This window comes from Caballeronia sp. INML2, assembly GCF_023631365.1.
GTDB classification, from domain to species: domain Bacteria; phylum Pseudomonadota; class Gammaproteobacteria; order Burkholderiales; family Burkholderiaceae; genus Caballeronia; species Caballeronia turbans.
Genome location: NZ_JALQDH010000061.1, coordinates 102,599 through 118,381, shown reverse-complemented (window position 1 = coordinate 118,381; position 15,783 = coordinate 102,599). Strand labels below are relative to the sequence as shown.

Here is a 15,783-nt window from a genome sequence, read left to right as displayed (position 1 = left end):
GCGCGCGGCTTACCTGATGAAGCCGAGCTGCGCGCTGATCCTGTCGAGAACGGGCTTCTTCTTTTCGTTGAACGCGGCCTTGTTCTGCTGAATCAGGTTGTTGCCCTTCGTGTCGATGGAAATGATCAACGGCCCGAATTCGCGGACGCGATTGATCCACAGGGTTTCGGGCATGCCGAGATCCTGCCACTCCGCGCCTTCGATTTCCTCGACCAGCGTCGCCGCCAGCACCGCGCAACCGCCGGGGAAAATGGCGTGCACCGCCTTGTGCTCCTCACATCCCGCAGCCGTTTCAGGGCCCATTCCGCCTTTGCCGACGATCAGCTTCACGCCGGTCTGCTCGATGAACTCGCGCTCGAACTTCTCCATCCGCATGCTCGTCGTCGGGCCGATGGACACCATTTCGAAACTGCCGTCGTCCTTCTTCCGGACGATCGGACCCGCGTGAAAGATCGCACCGCCTTCGAGATCGACAGGCAGTTGCCGGCCCTGTTCGATCAGTCGCCTATGCGCGACATCACGGCACGTCACGAGCCGGCCCGTCAGATAGACGACATCGCCGACCTGGAGATCCTCGAGATCTTCGCTCTTGATGGGGGTCGTCAGAATCTTTTTCACAGCACCACTCCTTCGTGGGAAAGGATTTCATAGGACAGGTCGGCATGAATGCGGATCTTGCCGCGCCGGTGCGCCCAGCAGCCGGTATTGATGGCGACGCCGATGGTCGATGGATGACGCGCCGACGACTCGATGTTGACGCCCATCACGCTGTTATTGCCCTTCAGGCCTTGCGGGCCGATGCCGATCTCGTTGAGTCCGTCCTCCAGCAATTGCTCCATCAGCGCGGCGCGGGGGTTGTCGCTCTTCGAATCGACCGGCCGCAGGATCGCCAGCTTGGACAGGCGCGCCGCGGTCTCGACCGAAGTCGACACGCCGATGCCGACCAGCAGCGGCGGACACGCATTGACGCCGCGCTCCGTGATCACATCCATCACGAATTCGGCCACACCTTCGTAGCCCTGTCCCGGCATCAGCACCTTGGCCGCACCGGGCAGCGTGCAACCGCCGCCGGCCATGTAGACGTCGATGGTGCAGCTATCCTTTTCCGGGACGATGCGCCAGTCCAGCCACGGGATCTGTGTGCCCGTGTTGGTGCCGGTGTTCTTTTCGTCGAACGTCTCGACGGCGTTGTGGCGCAGCGGCCCCATCCGCGTGGCGCCCGCGGTGGCTTCGCGCAGGATTTCCTCCAGCTCGCCGAGCAGCGGAAAGTTCGCGCCGGCCTCGACGAAATACTGAATGACGCCGGTGTCCTGGCAGCTCGGGCGATCCAGCTTGTCGGCCGCTTCCTGATTGCCGTCCATCGAGTCGTAGATCGACTTGGCGAGCGGATTGGTTTCCAGCGTGCGCAACTCGGCGAGCTTTGCCTTCACGTCGCGGGGCAGACGCTTGCCGATATAGGCGGTGAATTTGGCCATCGTGTCCGTCACGGACTGAATGGCGAGTTCCTTATCCATGTTGCATTCCTCTGACAACGTAACGAGATTGGGGGAGGCGTTTTTTCAATGCGCGGCCGCATTGCCGGGCGCGACCGGCGATTTCTGCGTGCGGGCCAGCAAGAGCGTGAGCACGGCGGAGAGCATGAGCAGGCCCGCCACGAAATAGAGTCCGCCGGTGAAGCTGCCCGTCTGATCTTTCACCCAGCCGATCATCGCCGGGCCGGCGAAGCCGCCGAGATTGCCGATCGAATTGATGGTGGCGATGCCCGTCGCGGCTGCGGCACCCGAGAGGAACATCGTCGGCATGGTCCACAGGGGCGGCTTCGCGCAACTGATGCCGATGTTCACGAGCGTCAGCGCGGCGATGAGCCCGACGACGCTGTTGGCCATAGCCGCCACCACGAGGCCGATCGCCGCCGCCACGCACGCCAGCACGACGTGCCAGGTGCGCTCGCCGGTGCGGTCGGAATGGCGCGACCAGAAGATCATCGCGACTACGGACACGATCGGCGGAATCGCGTTGAGCAGGCCTGTCGTCATCGACGAAACGCCGAGTTGCCTGATGATCTGGGGCGCCCAGATGCCGAGCGTGTAGAGGCCCGCCGACGTGCCGAAGTAGATCAGCGACAAAGCCAGCACACGCGGATTCGCAAGGCCGCTGATGATGCCGTGCGCGGCGCCCGCCGTGGCTCTGCTCGCGGTTTCCGCATTCATCACGTTGACGAGCCATGCGCGCTCGTCGTCCTTCAGCCACTTCGCCTTTTCGGGCCTGTCGGTCATGTAGAAGAACACGACGACACCCAGAATGAGCGCGGGCACGGCTTCGAGAATGAACATCCATTGCCAGCCGCGCAGACCCATCACGCCGTTCATTTCGAGCAAAGCGGCGGAGAGCGGCGAGCCGAGCGCAGTGGAGATCGGCGCGGCGGCCATGAAGAACGCCGTCACGCCCGCCCGATGCCGCGCTGGAAACCAGTAGCTGAGATACAGGATGATGCCGGGGAAGAAGCCCGCTTCCGCCGCGCCGAGCAGAAAGCGTATGACGTAGAAGCTGGTCGGCCCTTCGACGAAGGCCATCGCCGCGGAAATGACGCCCCACGTGACCATCACGCGGGCTATCCACAGTCGCGCGCCGACCTTGTGAAGAATGATGTTGGAGGGCACTTCGAACATGAAGTAGCCCCAGAAGAAGATGCCGGCGCCGAAGCCGAGCATCGAGGCGGTGAAGCCCAGGTCCGTCTTCATCGTGAGCGACGCGAAGCCGATGTTGACCCGGTCGATATAAGCGACGAAGTACAGCAGCATGATGAACGGCACGATGCGCCAGGTGATCCTGCGCAGGGTGCGTTTTTCCAGATCGATATCCATCGAATGTCTCCTTGATTCCGATGACCAGTCGAATGTCTTAGCCGTCTTTTGCGGCCTTGCTCTAGTCGGAACCAAGGTTAAAACCGATGGAATCGCGTATGAATCGATCTAGACTAAATACATCCTTGCAAAAAAATCACGAATGAACATGGACTCGGAACTGGGCTTCTTCTGCCTGCTCGTGAAGCAGGGCAGTCTGGCCGCCACCGCGCGCGAGTTGAACCTCACGCCGCCCGCGGTTTCCCGCCGGCTTTCGGCGATGGAAGATCGTCTGGGCGTGCGCCTTCTCAACCGCACGACGCGGCGGATCAGCCTGACGAGCGAGGGCGAGGTCTATTTCGCGAATGCGCAGCGCATCCTGAGCGACATCGACGACATGGAACAGCTCGTTTCCAGCAGCCGGGCCGCGCCGAAAGGACTGCTGCGGGTGAATGCGCCGCTGGGGTTCGGGCGCTCGTATATCGGTCCGTCGATCTCGCTGTTCAGTCAGCGTTTTCCCGATGTCGAAGTGCAGTTGCATCTCACCGACCGGCCCATCGGCCTGCCCGACGAGAGCATCGACGTGTCCGTGCGTTTCGGCGAGATGCCGGATTCGCGACTCATCGCGAAGAAGATCGCGTCCAACCGGCGGCTGCTGGTGTCGTCGCCGGGTTATCTCCGTGGCGCGGGCGAACCCGCTCATCCGCATGACCTGACGCATCATCAGTGCATCGTGCTGCGGCAGAACGAATCCGCCTATGGCAACTGGCGCCTGAGCCGCGGCGGGCGCACGGAGACGATCAAGGTGCACGGCAAGCTGAGCACCAACGACGGCGAAGTGGCGCTCAACTGGGCGCTGGAAGGACACGGCATTCTTATGCGCGCGGAATGGGACGTCGCCAAATACCTTCGCAGCGGTCGTCTGGTGCAGGTCCTGAGCGACTACGACACGCCGCCCGCCGACGTCTACGCCGTCTATCCGGAACGCCTGAATCTCTCGGCCAAGGTCGCGTGCTTCGTCGATCACCTGCGCGACTATCTGGGCCAGCATGCCGACGGCCCGACGCGCGTCAGTTCGAACTGGTAGTCCTCATTCGTGCACAAAACTTAATAATGCTTTAAGTTTCGCGCCGGTTTCCGCGCCCGGATGTGAGTAAAGTCCGGTGACATACCCATCTGGAGGACGGAGACATGAAGACCTATCGCATCGCGACCATTCCTGGCGACGGCATCGGCAAGGAGGTCGTGCCCGCTGGCCGTCAAGTGCTGGAGGCGCTGGCACGCAGCACGCATGATTTTGCATTCCAGTTCGAGAATTTCGACTGGGGCGCGGACTATTACCGCGAGCACGGCGTGATGATGCCCGCCGATGGCCTCGACGCCCTTCGCGACAAGGACGCGATCCTGTTCGGCTCGGCGGGCGACCCGGACGTGCCCGATCACATCACGCTGTGGGGCCTGCGTCTGAAGATCTGCCAGGGGCTCGACCAGTACGCCAACGTGCGCCCGACGCGCATCCTGCCGGGCATCGACGCGCCGCTCAAGCGCTGCAAGCCGGAAGACCTGAACTGGGTGATCGTGCGCGAAAACTCGGAAGGCGAATATTCGGGCGTCGGCGGCCGCGTGCATCAGGGCCATCCGATCGAGACCGCGACCGATGTTTCGATCCTCACGCGCGCCGGTGTCGAACGCATCATGCGTTTTGCATTCAAACTCGCGCAGGCGCGTCCGCGCAAGCTGCTGACGGTCATCACGAAGAGCAACGCGCAGCGTCACGCGATGGTCATGTGGGACGAGATTGCCGGCGAAATCGCGAAAGAATTTCCCGACGTCAAATGGGACAAGGAACTGGTCGACGCATCGACCGCGCGCATGGTCAACCGGCCCGCGTCGCTCGATACGATCGTCGCCACGAACCTTCATGCCGATATTCTCAGCGACCTCGCCGCCGCGCTCGCGGGCAGCCTCGGCATCGCGCCGACTGGCAACATCGATCCGGAGCGCCGCTATCCGTCGATGTTCGAGCCGATTCACGGTTCCGCCTTCGACATCATGGGCCACGGCCTGGCGAATCCGGTCGGCACGTTCTGGTCGGTCGTGATGCTGCTGGAACATCTCGGCGAATTCGACGCCGCGAACCGCGTGATGCAGGCGATCGAAGCCGTGACCTCCGACAAGTCGCTGCACACGCGCGACCTCGGCGGCGTCGCGACGACCGCGCAAGTGACCGATGCCGTGTGCGCGCTGATCGGCACGAGAGCGGCTCACGCCGCCTGAAAGGAGCCGGGGCCGCGAGCAGAACGCGCAGACGGACGGGGCCCGACTCACGAAGTACCGCTACCCCTTCGAAGCCGGCGCTAGCCGGAGTAAACTGTTTTTGCGGTGTGCTTGCCGCGAAAGGAGGTTGCGATGAGATTCGCCGACATGTTCAAGCGCCCGAAACGCGGCGCCACGGCTGCTCACACCGGTGACGCGGAGCCTCACCACGAGGACCACGCGAAGTCGGTGCAGAAGCAGGCGCGCAAGCTGTGGGACGCGATCGGACGCAATCGCCATAAGAGCGCGAAGTGGTAGTAGCAAGGCGGGCCCGGGAACGAAAGTCCCGGGCCCGAAACGTCTTCAGGCTTTTAGCGCCCTCACCACGACACGCCGACTTTACTCTTGCGTAAAACCCGCGATATAAAGGGATTACTCTTGAATTAAAGTCAACGATGAAAGTCACTCTCGACGAGCTTCAAACCTTTGCGACGGTAGTCGACACAGGCTCCATCACGGCGGCGGCGCAACAACTCGATCAGACGGTATCCGGTGCGAGCCGCACGCTCGGACGGCTCGAAGAGAAGCTGCAGACGACGCTACTGCGCAGAACCACGCGGCGTCTCGAGCTGACGGAGGAGGGCAAGAGCTTCCTGCAGAGTGCGCGCGAGATCATCGGCGCGGTGGAAAGCGCCGAGGAACAGATCGCCGCGCGCCGCGAGCGGCCTTCGGGGCTGCTGCGCGTCGATGCCGCGACGCCGTTCATGCTGCATGTGATCGTGCCGCTCGTCGCGGGATATCGGGAGCGCTATCCGCATGTCGAGCTCGAGTTGAACAGCAATGAAGGCGTGATCGATCTGCTGGAGCGCCGCACCGATGTTGCAATTCGCATCGGCAGGCTGAAGGATTCGACGCTGCACAGCCGCCCGATCGGCAGCAGCCGCATTCGGGTGCTCGCGACGCCGCGGTATCTCGAGACTCACGGTCTTCCGAAGCGCGTCGACGAACTCGCGAATCACTCTCTGCTCGGCTTCACGCAGCCCGAATCGCTCAATGTCTGGCCGCTTTCGGGGCACGACGACGAGCCATACCGGATCACGCCGAGCATCGCTTCATCGAGCGGCGAGACGCTGCGGCATCTCGCGCTGGAGAGCGCGGGCATCGTGTGTCTGTCTGACTTCATGACGCTGCGCGATCGGCGCGACGGCAAGCTCGTGCAGATCCTCGCGCGTCAAACGCAGGAAGTACGGCAACCGATCAGCGCCGTCTACTATCGCAACACGGCGATCTCCGCGCGCATCGCGTCGTTCGTGGACTATCTTGCCGAAGCCGTGAAGGCCACAGAATTCGCGCCGACGGGCCGTCGCTGACGCGTCAGTCTTCCTCAAGCCGCGAACATCGCCGGGTCGATATCAGGGACCGCCTTGAACGCAGGCCTCGCAAAAAAATAGCCCTGCATCAGCGTCACGCCGTTCGCTGCGAAGAAATCTCGCTCTCCACGCGTTTCGATCCCTTCGGCAATGACCCGGATTCCCAGGTCGCGGCATATTGCAAGCACGCCGCACGCGATCCGCTGGCGCACGAAATCCGTGTCGATTCCGCGCACGAGCTCCATGTCGAGCTTGATCAGATCGGGTTGAAAGTCCGCCAGCAGGGTGAGGCCGGAATAGCCCGCGCCGAAGTCGTCGATGGCGGTCTGGAAGCCGAAGCGCTTGTACGCGCGGAATATGTCGACCAGATGCGGCCGGCTGATGATGTTCTCGCCCTCGACCGTCTCGAAGATGATCCGCTCGATCGGAAAGCCGTGCCGCTCGGCCGCCTCGAGCGTGCTGCGGATACAGGCTTCCGGCCGGTAGACGGCGTTCGGCATGAAGTTGATCGACAGAAACCCGTCCATGCTCAACGCGGCGGCCTGGGCGATCGCGGTTGTCCGGCACCGCTGGTCGAAGTGATAGCGATTGGTCGCGTCGACCTGCGCGAGCACCGATCCCGCCGACTCGCCGTTCGGCCCGCGCACGAGCGCTTCGTGCGCGTATGCGCGGCCGGCGGCCATATCGACGATCGGCTGGAAGGCGAATGCGAACTCGAACGGCGTGGCTGTGTCGCTTTTGCAACCGGCACAGCCACGGTTCGGAGCCAATATTTCAGGGATGCTTGCGTCGGACGTCTTCGTCATGCGTGGTGCTCGATCAGTGCAACGAGGGAACCCGTTGTGCGGGCCTGCTCCTGTTTAACGGACGACGCACGCGGATCTTGAGCCCGGCACGAACGGCAAGGCAGCAAGCCCATGCGCTTCGTGTTGCACGCGCTCACTCGATGAGTCGCGGCGAATCAGCGAGCGCATGGGCCGCGCGAGCCGTGTCTCAAACCTGAGCCATGCCGCCGTCGATGAAAAGTTCGATGCCGTTGATGAAGCTCGCCGATTCGGATGCGAGGAAGGCGACTGCCTTGCCGATTTCCTCGGGTTCGCCGAGGCGGCCGAGCGGCACTTGCGAGGCGAGCGCGTCGTACAGGCCTTGACGCGCTTCATCGGGCACGAGACCGCCCAGGCCCGGCGTCCGGACGGGTCCGGGGCTGACGACGTTGACGCGGATGCCGCGATCTTTCAGATCGAGCGCCCACGACCGGGCGAAATTCCGGACTGCCGCCTTGCTGGCGCTGTAGACGCTGAAGCTGGCGGTCCCCGTGACGGACGTGATCGACGAAGTCAGAATGACCGATGCGCCGTCGACGAGCAGCGGCAACGCCTTCTGCACGGTGAACAGCACGCCGCGCACATTCGTGTCGAAGATACGATCGAAGTGCTCTTCGGTGATCGCGCCCAGCGGCATCATGTCTCCACCGCCCGCATTGGCGAACAGGACATCGAGCTTGCCCGCTGTTTCGGCGATTTGGGCGTACACGGCATCCAGGTCGGACAACACCGATGCATCCGCGCGAATCGCGGTGGCCGACGGGCCGATGGCGGCTACGGCTGCATCCAGTTCGGCCTGACGGCGACCCGTAATGAATACGCGCGCGCCTTGCTCCACGAGTTCCTTTGCCGCCGCGAGACCGATGCCCGTGCTGCCGCCGGTGACGAGCGCGATCTTTCCGTTCAGTTGCGTGTTCATGACTTGCTCCAGTTCGAAGTTTTAGAAAGTGCCAGGATTTGCCCGTTGCGTCGCGCCTTCAAGGTCTTCCGATGCGAGTCGCGTTGGGCATGGGTGAACTTTAGCGGCGGTGAGTTTTTTGATAAATGGTGAATAATGAATTGACTATGCACGCGTATGTATAATCGGCGCGGATCATCTACGGGACGCGAATCGAATGGATCAATTGCTGGCAATGCGCGCTTTCTCCCGCGTGGTCGAGGCGGGCAGCTTCACGCGCGCGGCGGACTCGCTCGATATGCCCAACGCGACGATGAGCAAGCTGGTTCAGGAACTCGAAGCGCATCTGGGCGTGCGGCTGTTACAGCGGACGACGCGACGGGTCACGGTAACGCCGGAAGGCCAAGACTATTACGCGAAGGCGACGCGTATTCTCAGAGACCTCGAAGATATCGACTCGTCGTTCAGTGTTGCACGAAGCAATCCGCGCGGCCGTCTGCGCGTCGATGTAGGCGGATTGCCCGCGCGAAACGTGCTGATTCCATTGCTTTCGGATTTCATCGCGCGTTATCCGGACATCAGGATCGATCTGGGCGTGTCCGATCGCCCGGTGGACTTGATAAGCGATAACGTCGACTGTGTCATCCGTGGCGGGCCGTTGGACGACTCGTCGCTCATCGCGCGTCATATCGGCGATGCCGTGATGGTCACATGCGCCACGCCGAAATATCTTAAGCAGTTCGGCGTTCCCGCCTACCCCGAGGAACTGAAGAACGGGCATAAATTGATCAGCTACCTGTCACCGCAAAACGGCAAGGCAATGCCATTCCGGTTCGAGCGTGACGGCGACAGGATCGAGATACAGGCGCAGCGTCATATCGGGATCAACGAAAGCAACGCGCATCTTGCGGCTTCCATCGCGGGACTGGGCATCGTTCAAACCTTTGCCTACGCCGCCAATCCGGCTATTCGCGATGGGTCGCTCGTGGAGATCCTGAAGAAATGGCGTCCGCCGCCTTATCCGTTCCATGTCGTGTATCCGAACAACCGTCACGTGACACACAGGCTTCGGGTGTTCGTCGACTGGCTGCTGGCGTGCTTTCCCGCCGGGGTGCGCGGTACGGACCGGCGCTAGCCTGATTCGACGATCGTTGCCGGCCACGACGCGGCATCCTTTTTGCGCGGGGAGGGTTACGCCTGCATATTGCGGGCATATCGGAGAGCGATCATGAATGAGGATCAGGTGAAGGGCGTCGGGGAGAAGGTCAAAGGTAAGATCAACGAAGGCGTCGGCAAGGTGACGGATGACCCCGTGCAGGAGGCAAAAGGCGACGCCCAGCAGGTCGAGGGCGAAGCACGCAAGGATCTCGGTGACGCCAAAGAGGATCTGAAGGACGCCACTGACGACACGGCGAAGCCCTGACTTGCCGGCCCGTGAAGCCGGGCCGCGTCGATGGCGCGGCCCGGCGCAGCGTGAGCGCCCGCTTCCCGCGGGCGTTTTTTTACTTTCGGAGCGCTGTCAGCCGCCCGTATTCACACGATGAAAGGCGAGACGGTGGCGAGAGACTTGCTTGCACAGTCGCCAACTCCCTCAGCGTTCAGGCTCTTCATGCCGCGACCGTCGTTCTCGACTCAGCTCTTCGCGCTCTGGATTCTCGTCGCCATTTTGTGCGGCCTCCTGACGGCGGTCGTGTGGCTCATGCTTTCGTCAGCGCTCGGCGAGCGCGTCACGACCGCGAAGCAGCAGGCGGCTGCGGCCTGCACGGCGGTCGCATCGCGCTACGATCTGTCGATGCAGCGCCCCGGCGAAACCAACATCGATCTCATGCACGCCGTGCTTGATCTCGTGCTGATCCGCACCGATGGCATCGAAGGCGGTTTCTGGAACGGCACGGCGGCGGCCGGCACGCCCAGCGGCTTTCTGGCCTATGCGTTTCCTACCTACGAAGGCAGCGGCGTGAAGCGCGATATTCCCGAGGCCGAGACGCCGCTCATTCTGCGCACGCTGAGGAAAGCGGGGGGCGCGGGCCAGATGCAGGTCGATGTCGTATCGAGCGGTGCGGATGCCGTCATCGCCGTCGCTTGCCCCGTGCCGCGCCACGCGGGCCTGCTGGCGTGGATGCTCACGCGCGCGCGGCCGCCGCTCGGACCGTACGGCGAGCGTGCCGCGACCATTCTGGTCGGGGTGCTCGCAATCATCGTCGTGCTGGCGTTGTTTCTGGCCGTAGCGCTCAGGCGCTGGAGACGCAACCTCGCGCGGCTGGAACAGGCGCTCGCGCCCGATGGCGGATTCGAGCAGGGCAGGCGGCTCGAACGGCTCGGCGAGCGCGATCTGGACCTTATCGTCGATGCGCTCAATCGCTATGTCGAGCGCGCCGAGCGCCTCCAGCGCGAGGCGAGTGCGCTTGGCACGCAGCTGGCGCAGGCCGAACGATTCGGCGCGCTCGGCAAGATGGCCGCGCAGATTGCGCACGAGATCCGCAACCCCGCGGGCGCGATGCGTCTCAAGGCAGAAAACGCGCTCGCCGGCGACAGCGTGCGCCGCGAAGCCGCGCTGCGAACGATCATCGAGCAGGTGGGGCGCATCGAGGCGCAGGTGACCAGTCTGCTCGCGCTCACGCAGCCGGTGACCGTGAACGCGCGCGCAGTCGATCTGCACGCGTGGCTCGGCGACATCGTGCATACGCATGAACCGGGCGCGGCGAACCGCGACATAGCGTTGCGGGCGGTGATCGAAACGGGCGCGATGCAGCCCGTCTTCGATCCCGCGCAACTGGCGCGTGCGCTCGACAACCTGATCGTGAATGCGCTGCGCCACGCGCCGCCGGGCGGTCACGTGACGGTGCGCGCGACGGGCGCACGATGGACAGAGGGCGAACGCCTCCGGCTGGAAGTGATGGACGATGGTCCCGGCGTGAGCGCAGCCGAGCGCGAGCGTATTTTCGAGCCTTTCGTGACGGGCCGGCCCGATGGCTCCGGTCTCGGCCTCGCCGTGGTGCGCGAGATCGCGTCGGCACATGGAGGCCGCGCGTATCTCGCCGAGGATTCAGAGGTGACATGCTTCGTGATCGCCTTGCCATGGCGACCATACTGATCATCGACGACGACGATGCCTTTCGCGAAGGCCTCGCCGAAACCGTGCAGGATCTCGGCCACACGCCGCTCGAAGCGCGCTCGGGCGAAGCGGCGCTGGAACACTTGCGCGAGCGCGGAGCGCCCGACTGCATCTTTCTGGACTTTCGTCTGCCGGGCGCGGACGGTCTCGCCGTGCTCGAATCGCTGCGCGGCATGGAGGGCCTGCAGCACGTGCCTGTCGTGATGCTGACCGCGCATGCGACGAGCGACAACACCATCGGCGCGATGCGGCTCGGCGCGTTCGAGCACCTGACCAAACCCGTCGGCCGTGACGAGATCGCGGTGCTGCTCGGACGCATGCTCGCGGCGCATCCCGATGCGCCTGTCGCCGCAACGTCGGCCTTCGCGGACGAACCGTCGTCCTGCGAGCCGCAACTGCTCGGCGTGAGCGATGCCATGCGCGACGTGCAAAAGCGCCTGGGCCGCGCGGCGGGAACCCGCTCGACCGTGCTCATCACCGGGGAGACGGGCACGGGCAAGGAAGTGGCGGCGCGCGTGCTGCATCGCGCATCGGCGCGGGCGGGCAGGCCGTTCGTGGCCGTGAACTGCGCGGCGATACCGGAGGACTTGCTCGAAAGCGAGCTCTTCGGGCATGGCAAAGGCGCGTTCACCGGCGCACATGCGGAGCGGCGAGGGCGTTTCGAGGAGGCGCACGGCGGAACGCTCTTCCTCGATGAAGTCGGTGACATGCCGCTCGCCATGCAGGCCAAGCTGCTGCGCGTGCTTCAGGAACGGCAGGTCACGCCGCTCGGCACGAACCGGCCCGTCGCTGTCGATGTGCGCATTGTCGCCGCGACGCATCGCGATCTGGCGGCGATGGTCGCGGCGGGAACATTCCGGCAGGATCTGCTGTATCGGCTGAACGTGATCCCGCTGCACTTGCCGCCCCTGCGAGAGCGCGTAGCGGATATCCTCCCGCTCGCGGAGCATTTCCTGTCTACTCCGGGGGCATCGCCCGATGCGGCGCACAAGCGGCTCTCAGCCGATGCGCAGCGCATGCTCGTCACCTTCGGCTGGCCCGGCAACGTGCGTGAACTGGCGAACGCGATCGAGCGGGCGAGCGCACTCGCGCCGGGTGCGTTGCTCACGCGCGAGGACTTCGCTTTCCTCGTCGACACGACCGCCGGCGGCAATGACGCAATCCCAGTCAGCCTCGCCGAACTTCCGCTCAACGACGCACTCGCGCAACTCGAACGCGCGTTGATTGCGCGCGCCCTCGCGCTCACCGACGGCAATCGCGCCGAGGCGGCACGCAGGCTCGGCATCAGCCGTCAATCGCTCTATACGCGGCTCGCGAGCCTCGGGATATCCGGCGCCGATGCCTGAGCGAGTGTCAAGCGATCGGACACCTGGCGTCCGATCGCTTGACACCATTCCTTGCCTCATCCCGCCGATTCCTTGACCAGCAACGTTTTTCGTCCCATGGCATAGCCTTTGCACATCCCTCCACGCCATGTGAGGGAGTGAATCATGCAATCGACATCGACGAAGCGAGTCCGCCGCGACACCGCACGCGTCCTGAGCGCGATCAATCTCGTCGCGCTGCTGGCGACGAGCGCGGGCTGCGTTGCTCAGACTGAACCGCCTGTTGCGGCAGCGGGCTTGGCGCCGCCGCCTGCGCCCCGCATCGGCGCGGCTCCGCTCGTGGAAGGGACGGCCGTCAGCGCGCAAGCCACGGTTTCGCGCTTTCTCATCAACCCGGACGGCGATGTCGACGGCTTCCTGACCGGCGACGGCGCGCTCGTTCACTTCCCGCCGCATATGAGCGCCCAGCTCACGTCGGCGATACGCCCGGGTGACAGCGTGCAGATCGACGGATGGCGCGTTGCGGGCGGCAATCTCGAGGCGCAACGCATCACCGATGCACGCAGCGGCCAGCAACTCACCGATCAGCCGCCCTTGCCGGGCACGCTGCCGCGTGAGCTGCGCGGCGCCGGCCTTTCACGCCTGAGCGCGCAGGGACAAGTGGCGCACATCACCACCGCGCCACGCGGCGAGCCCGACGGCGTGATTCTCGCGGATGGCACCGTCATCAAGCTCACGCCTCCCGTCGCCCAGCAATTCCCGAGGCTCGTTCAATCGGGCGCGCGCGTGTCCGCGCAAGGCTACGGCACGCGCAACCAGTACGGCACCGCGCTCCAGGCGACGTCGTTCGGTTCGCCGGGCAACCTGACCCGGCTCTACGACCGCGTTGCGCCCGGCCCATGAGCGCGTCGGCTGCCGACACGCTTTCATCGACATCAACCGAGGATCAACGACATGCATTGGATCGACCCCGAAAGCCTTCCCGAAACGCGCGGCACGGTGACGCGTTTTCTATTGAACCCGCACGGTGAAATCGACGGGATCGTACTCGGCGCGCGGCAGGCGCTGCAGGTTCATTTTCCGCCTCATCTGTCGCCACAGATCGCGCGACAGGTCGCCGTGGGCGACGAGGTTCGCGTGCGCGGCGTGAAGCCGCGCGGCGCGGACATGATCGCGGCGGTCTCGCTCGCGACGAAGAACGGCAAGGTCATTCTGGACGAAGGCCCGCATCACGACGGCGAAAAGCATCACAAACCGTACGTCGAACACAAGCCGATGGACGCGCTCGGCGAAGTGGTGCTGTCGCTCTTCGGGCCGAAGGGCGAGCTGCGCGGCGCGTTGCTCGACGAAGGCACATCGCTGCGGATGCCGCCGCATGCCGCCGCCGAACTCGCGGCGTATCTCGCGCCGGGCGCGCACGTACACGCGTGGGGGCACGGCATTCGGAACCGTCATGGGCGGACGATCGAAGTGGATGAGATCGCCGAGCTCATCGACGCACCGGTCGCCGGCTGACGCAACACAAGCTGCCGGCCGTGAGCGCGTCCGGGGGCAACCCGAAGCAAACAGGCTTGCAACTCGAGCCCGACAAGAACAGACGTCGCGGATGACCGGCCCATGAATCCTCTCTATGCACTCGAAGGACTCAACTTCTTCATGGCCGATGTCCAGGCGGGGATCGGCCCTTTTCTCGGCGTCTTTCTGCAGGCGCAGGGCTGGCATCCCGAGTCGATCGGTACGGTGATGACCCTCGGCGGCATCGCCGGCATGCTCACGACGTCGCCGGCGGGCGCACTCGTCGATGCGACGCATCACAAGCGCCGCCTCATCGTGGCTGCGGGCGTCATGACGACGCTCGCTTCGCTCGCGCTGTGGGTGTCGCACGACTTCTGGATGGTCGCCGCCTCGCAGGTCCTCACGGCGGTGACCGGTGCCGCGCTCGGGCCGGCGGTCGCGGGCGTGACGCTCGGCATCGTGCGCGAGCGCGGCTTCGACCGGCAGTTCGCGCGCAATCAGATGGCGAATCACGCCGGCAACGTCGTGGGCGCGGCGCTTTTCGGGCTGGCTCGGCTGGCGCTTCGGATTCGGTGCGGTGTTCGCGCTCGCGGGCGTATTCGGTGCGATGACGGTCCTCTCGACGCTGCTCATCAGCCGGGATTCGATCGATCACGACAGCGCGCGCGGCCTCGTCGCCTCGTCGTCTTCGTCGTCTTCTTCGGAGCATGAGCACGCGAGCGGCTTTCGCATGTTGCTCGCGTGCAGGCCGTTGCTGTTGCTCGCCGCCGCGCTCGCGATGTTCCACCTCGGCAATGCGGCCATGCTGCCGCTCTATGGCCTCGCCGTCGTCGCCGCGCATCAGGGCGATCCGAGCGCCTTCACCGCGCAGACGATCGTGGTCGCGCAACTCGTGATGGTCGCCGCGGCATTCTTCGCGAACCGGCTGATTCAACGCGCCGGCTACTGGGGCGTCATTTTGATCACTTTCCTTGCGCTGCCGCTGCGCGGACTCGTCGCGGCGATCTTCATCACGGCATGGGGGGTGTGGCCCGTGCAGGCGCTCGACGGCATCGGCGCGGGGCTGCAAAGCGTGGCTGTTCCCGCGCTCGTCGTGCGTTTGCTGCAAGGCACCGGGCGCGTCAATGTCGGGCAGGGCGTCGTGATGACGGTGCAGGGCATCGGTGCCGCGCTCAGCCCCGCGCTGGGCGGCGCGCTCGCACAACATTTCGGCTATGTGAGGGCGTTTCTCGCACTGGGCGCCGTATCGACGGGCTCGCTCGCGCTGTGGCTCTGCTTCGGCGCATCGCTCAAGAAAGCGTGCGGCAATTGCCGCGATTCCGCCAACGATCCGTCGCTTGCCACATGAATCCGATTTTTCTCGCGTGCTTGCCGTGAACCGTGCGAAAGGCTCGCCGCGCAAGCTCTTCTTGCTGATGCATCTGGTTCGCCGTGCGCTTTCGAACGGCAAATGAAACGCGAGCACGGGCGGTGACGCCTTCGTGAGTCGATCGCCTGGCGTGTCGTGCCGCTCACGGCTCCGGTGACGTCGCCGCTTCAGTTGATGGCCAATGCCTGAACCCGTCAACGCGCTCTCCCGCACTAAAGTTTTCCGTCGATCTTCCGTTATCTCATTGTCGGCGCGTCCCGAAGGGTTG

Annotated in this window: 15 protein-coding genes and 1 pseudogene; 11 read left to right on the top strand and 5 right to left on the bottom strand. The window is 64.4% G+C overall.

The features are described from left to right. Window positions 1–9: 9 nt before the first annotated feature. From ttdB to NCT32_RS22330, 3 genes are read right to left on the bottom strand one after another with little or no spacing between them, the layout of a single operon-like run. Entirely contained in the window at window positions 10–618 is a 609-nt protein-coding gene (ttdB, locus tag NCT32_RS22340; RefSeq protein ID WP_061118942.1) for a L(+)-tartrate dehydratase subunit beta, read from the bottom strand. Further along, window positions 615–1,514 (bottom strand): L(+)-tartrate dehydratase subunit alpha, encoded by a 900-nt coding sequence (ttdA, locus tag NCT32_RS22335; RefSeq protein ID WP_250490535.1) that lies wholly within the window; start codon window positions 1,512–1,514, stop codon window positions 615–617. The genes ttdB and ttdA overlap by 4 nt, the downstream gene beginning before the upstream one ends. Before the next feature lie 45 nt (window positions 1,515–1,559). Continuing rightward, window positions 1,560–2,864 carry an MFS transporter gene (locus NCT32_RS22330; RefSeq protein ID WP_061118944.1) on the bottom strand — a complete coding sequence of 435 codons (1,305 nt, stop codon included), beginning with the start codon at window positions 2,862–2,864 and terminating at the stop codon, window positions 1,560–1,562. A gap of 142 nt (window positions 2,865–3,006) precedes the next feature. Between NCT32_RS22330 and NCT32_RS22325 the strand changes: the two genes are divergently transcribed. From NCT32_RS22325 to NCT32_RS22310, 4 genes are all read left to right on the top strand, one after another. Then, window positions 3,007–3,930 (top strand): LysR family transcriptional regulator, encoded by a 924-nt coding sequence (locus NCT32_RS22325; protein ID WP_061118945.1) that lies wholly within the window; start codon window positions 3,007–3,009, stop codon window positions 3,928–3,930. A gap of 104 nt (window positions 3,931–4,034) precedes the next feature. Then, complete coding sequence (locus tag NCT32_RS22320) at window positions 4,035–5,120, top strand: tartrate dehydrogenase (protein ID WP_250490534.1); 1,086 nt, start codon at window positions 4,035–4,037, stop codon at window positions 5,118–5,120. Between the two features lie 132 nt (window positions 5,121–5,252). Then, window positions 5,253–5,417, top strand: coding sequence for a hypothetical protein (locus tag NCT32_RS22315; RefSeq protein ID WP_250477592.1), 165 nt, complete (start codon window positions 5,253–5,255; stop codon window positions 5,415–5,417). A gap of 137 nt (window positions 5,418–5,554) precedes the next feature. After that, window positions 5,555–6,469, top strand: coding sequence for a LysR family transcriptional regulator (locus tag NCT32_RS22310; protein WP_061118947.1), 915 nt, complete (start codon window positions 5,555–5,557; stop codon window positions 6,467–6,469). A gap of 14 nt (window positions 6,470–6,483) precedes the next feature. On the opposite strand, the gene NCT32_RS22305 is transcribed toward NCT32_RS22310, so the two are convergent. Together NCT32_RS22305 and NCT32_RS22300 are read right to left on the bottom strand one after the other, a co-directional pair. After that, window positions 6,484–7,275, bottom strand: a complete 792-nt coding sequence (locus NCT32_RS22305; RefSeq protein ID WP_250477591.1) for an EAL domain-containing protein — start codon at window positions 7,273–7,275, stop codon at window positions 6,484–6,486. A gap of 187 nt (window positions 7,276–7,462) precedes the next feature. Next, complete coding sequence (locus tag NCT32_RS22300; RefSeq protein WP_061118949.1) at window positions 7,463–8,212, bottom strand: glucose 1-dehydrogenase; 750 nt, start codon at window positions 8,210–8,212, stop codon at window positions 7,463–7,465. A gap of 196 nt (window positions 8,213–8,408) precedes the next feature. On the opposite strand from NCT32_RS22300, the gene NCT32_RS22295 reads away from it, so the two are divergent. The 7 genes and pseudogenes from NCT32_RS22295 to NCT32_RS22265 all read left to right on the top strand — a co-directional run bounded on the left by NCT32_RS22295 (window position 8,409) and on the right by NCT32_RS22265 (window position 15,494). Further along, window positions 8,409–9,326, top strand: a complete 918-nt coding sequence (locus NCT32_RS22295; RefSeq protein ID WP_061118950.1) for a LysR family transcriptional regulator — start codon at window positions 8,409–8,411, stop codon at window positions 9,324–9,326. A gap of 93 nt (window positions 9,327–9,419) precedes the next feature. Beyond that, window positions 9,420–9,614 (top strand): CsbD family protein, encoded by a 195-nt coding sequence (locus NCT32_RS22290; RefSeq protein ID WP_061118951.1) that lies wholly within the window; start codon window positions 9,420–9,422, stop codon window positions 9,612–9,614. 186 nt (window positions 9,615–9,800) lie between these two features. Further along, entirely contained in the window at window positions 9,801–11,285 is a 1,485-nt protein-coding gene (locus NCT32_RS22285) for a HAMP domain-containing sensor histidine kinase (protein WP_250490533.1), read from the top strand. Then, on the top strand, window positions 11,270–12,652 hold the full coding sequence (locus tag NCT32_RS22280) for a sigma-54 dependent transcriptional regulator (protein WP_061118953.1): 1,383 nt from the start codon (window positions 11,270–11,272) through the stop codon (window positions 12,650–12,652). Before NCT32_RS22285 ends, NCT32_RS22280 begins: the two co-directional genes overlap by 16 nt. A 144-nt stretch (window positions 12,653–12,796) precedes the next feature. After that, complete coding sequence (locus NCT32_RS22275) at window positions 12,797–13,534, top strand: hypothetical protein (RefSeq protein WP_061118954.1); 738 nt, start codon at window positions 12,797–12,799, stop codon at window positions 13,532–13,534. A 51-nt stretch (window positions 13,535–13,585) separates the two neighbouring features. Continuing rightward, complete coding sequence (locus tag NCT32_RS22270; protein WP_061118955.1) at window positions 13,586–14,146, top strand: hypothetical protein; 561 nt, start codon at window positions 13,586–13,588, stop codon at window positions 14,144–14,146. A gap of 102 nt (window positions 14,147–14,248) precedes the next feature. Further along, window positions 14,249–15,494, top strand: a pseudogene (locus tag NCT32_RS22265) (MFS transporter). The last annotated feature ends 289 nt before the right edge of the window (window positions 15,495–15,783 follow it).

Excerpts from the sequence above, each read along its gene's own strand:
- NCT32_RS22330 (WP_061118944.1), bottom strand. The coding sequence starts at position 2,864 with ATGGATATCGATCTGGAAAAACGCACCCTGCGCAGGATCACCTGGCGC.
- NCT32_RS22325 (WP_061118945.1), top strand. The coding sequence starts at position 3,007 with ATGAACATGGACTCGGAACTGGGCTTCTTCTGCCTGCTCGTGAAGCAG.
- NCT32_RS22275 (WP_061118954.1), top strand. The coding sequence starts at position 12,797 with ATGCAATCGACATCGACGAAGCGAGTCCGCCGCGACACCGCACGCGTC.
- NCT32_RS22320 (WP_250490534.1), top strand. The coding sequence starts at position 4,035 with ATGAAGACCTATCGCATCGCGACCATTCCTGGCGACGGCATCGGCAAG.
- NCT32_RS22315 (WP_250477592.1), top strand. The coding sequence starts at position 5,253 with ATGAGATTCGCCGACATGTTCAAGCGCCCGAAACGCGGCGCCACGGCT.
- ttdA (WP_250490535.1), bottom strand. The coding sequence starts at position 1,514 with ATGGATAAGGAACTCGCCATTCAGTCCGTGACGGACACGATGGCCAAA.
- NCT32_RS22270 (WP_061118955.1), top strand. The coding sequence starts at position 13,586 with ATGCATTGGATCGACCCCGAAAGCCTTCCCGAAACGCGCGGCACGGTG.
- NCT32_RS22295 (WP_061118950.1), top strand. The coding sequence starts at position 8,409 with ATGGATCAATTGCTGGCAATGCGCGCTTTCTCCCGCGTGGTCGAGGCG.
- NCT32_RS22310 (WP_061118947.1), top strand. The coding sequence starts at position 5,555 with ATGAAAGTCACTCTCGACGAGCTTCAAACCTTTGCGACGGTAGTCGAC.
- NCT32_RS22285 (WP_250490533.1), top strand. The coding sequence starts at position 9,801 with ATGCCGCGACCGTCGTTCTCGACTCAGCTCTTCGCGCTCTGGATTCTC.
- NCT32_RS22290 (WP_061118951.1), top strand. The coding sequence starts at position 9,420 with ATGAATGAGGATCAGGTGAAGGGCGTCGGGGAGAAGGTCAAAGGTAAG.
- NCT32_RS22305 (WP_250477591.1), bottom strand. The coding sequence starts at position 7,275 with ATGACGAAGACGTCCGACGCAAGCATCCCTGAAATATTGGCTCCGAAC.
- NCT32_RS22300 (WP_061118949.1), bottom strand. The coding sequence starts at position 8,212 with ATGAACACGCAACTGAACGGAAAGATCGCGCTCGTCACCGGCGGCAGC.
- NCT32_RS22280 (WP_061118953.1), top strand. The coding sequence starts at position 11,270 with ATGGCGACCATACTGATCATCGACGACGACGATGCCTTTCGCGAAGGC.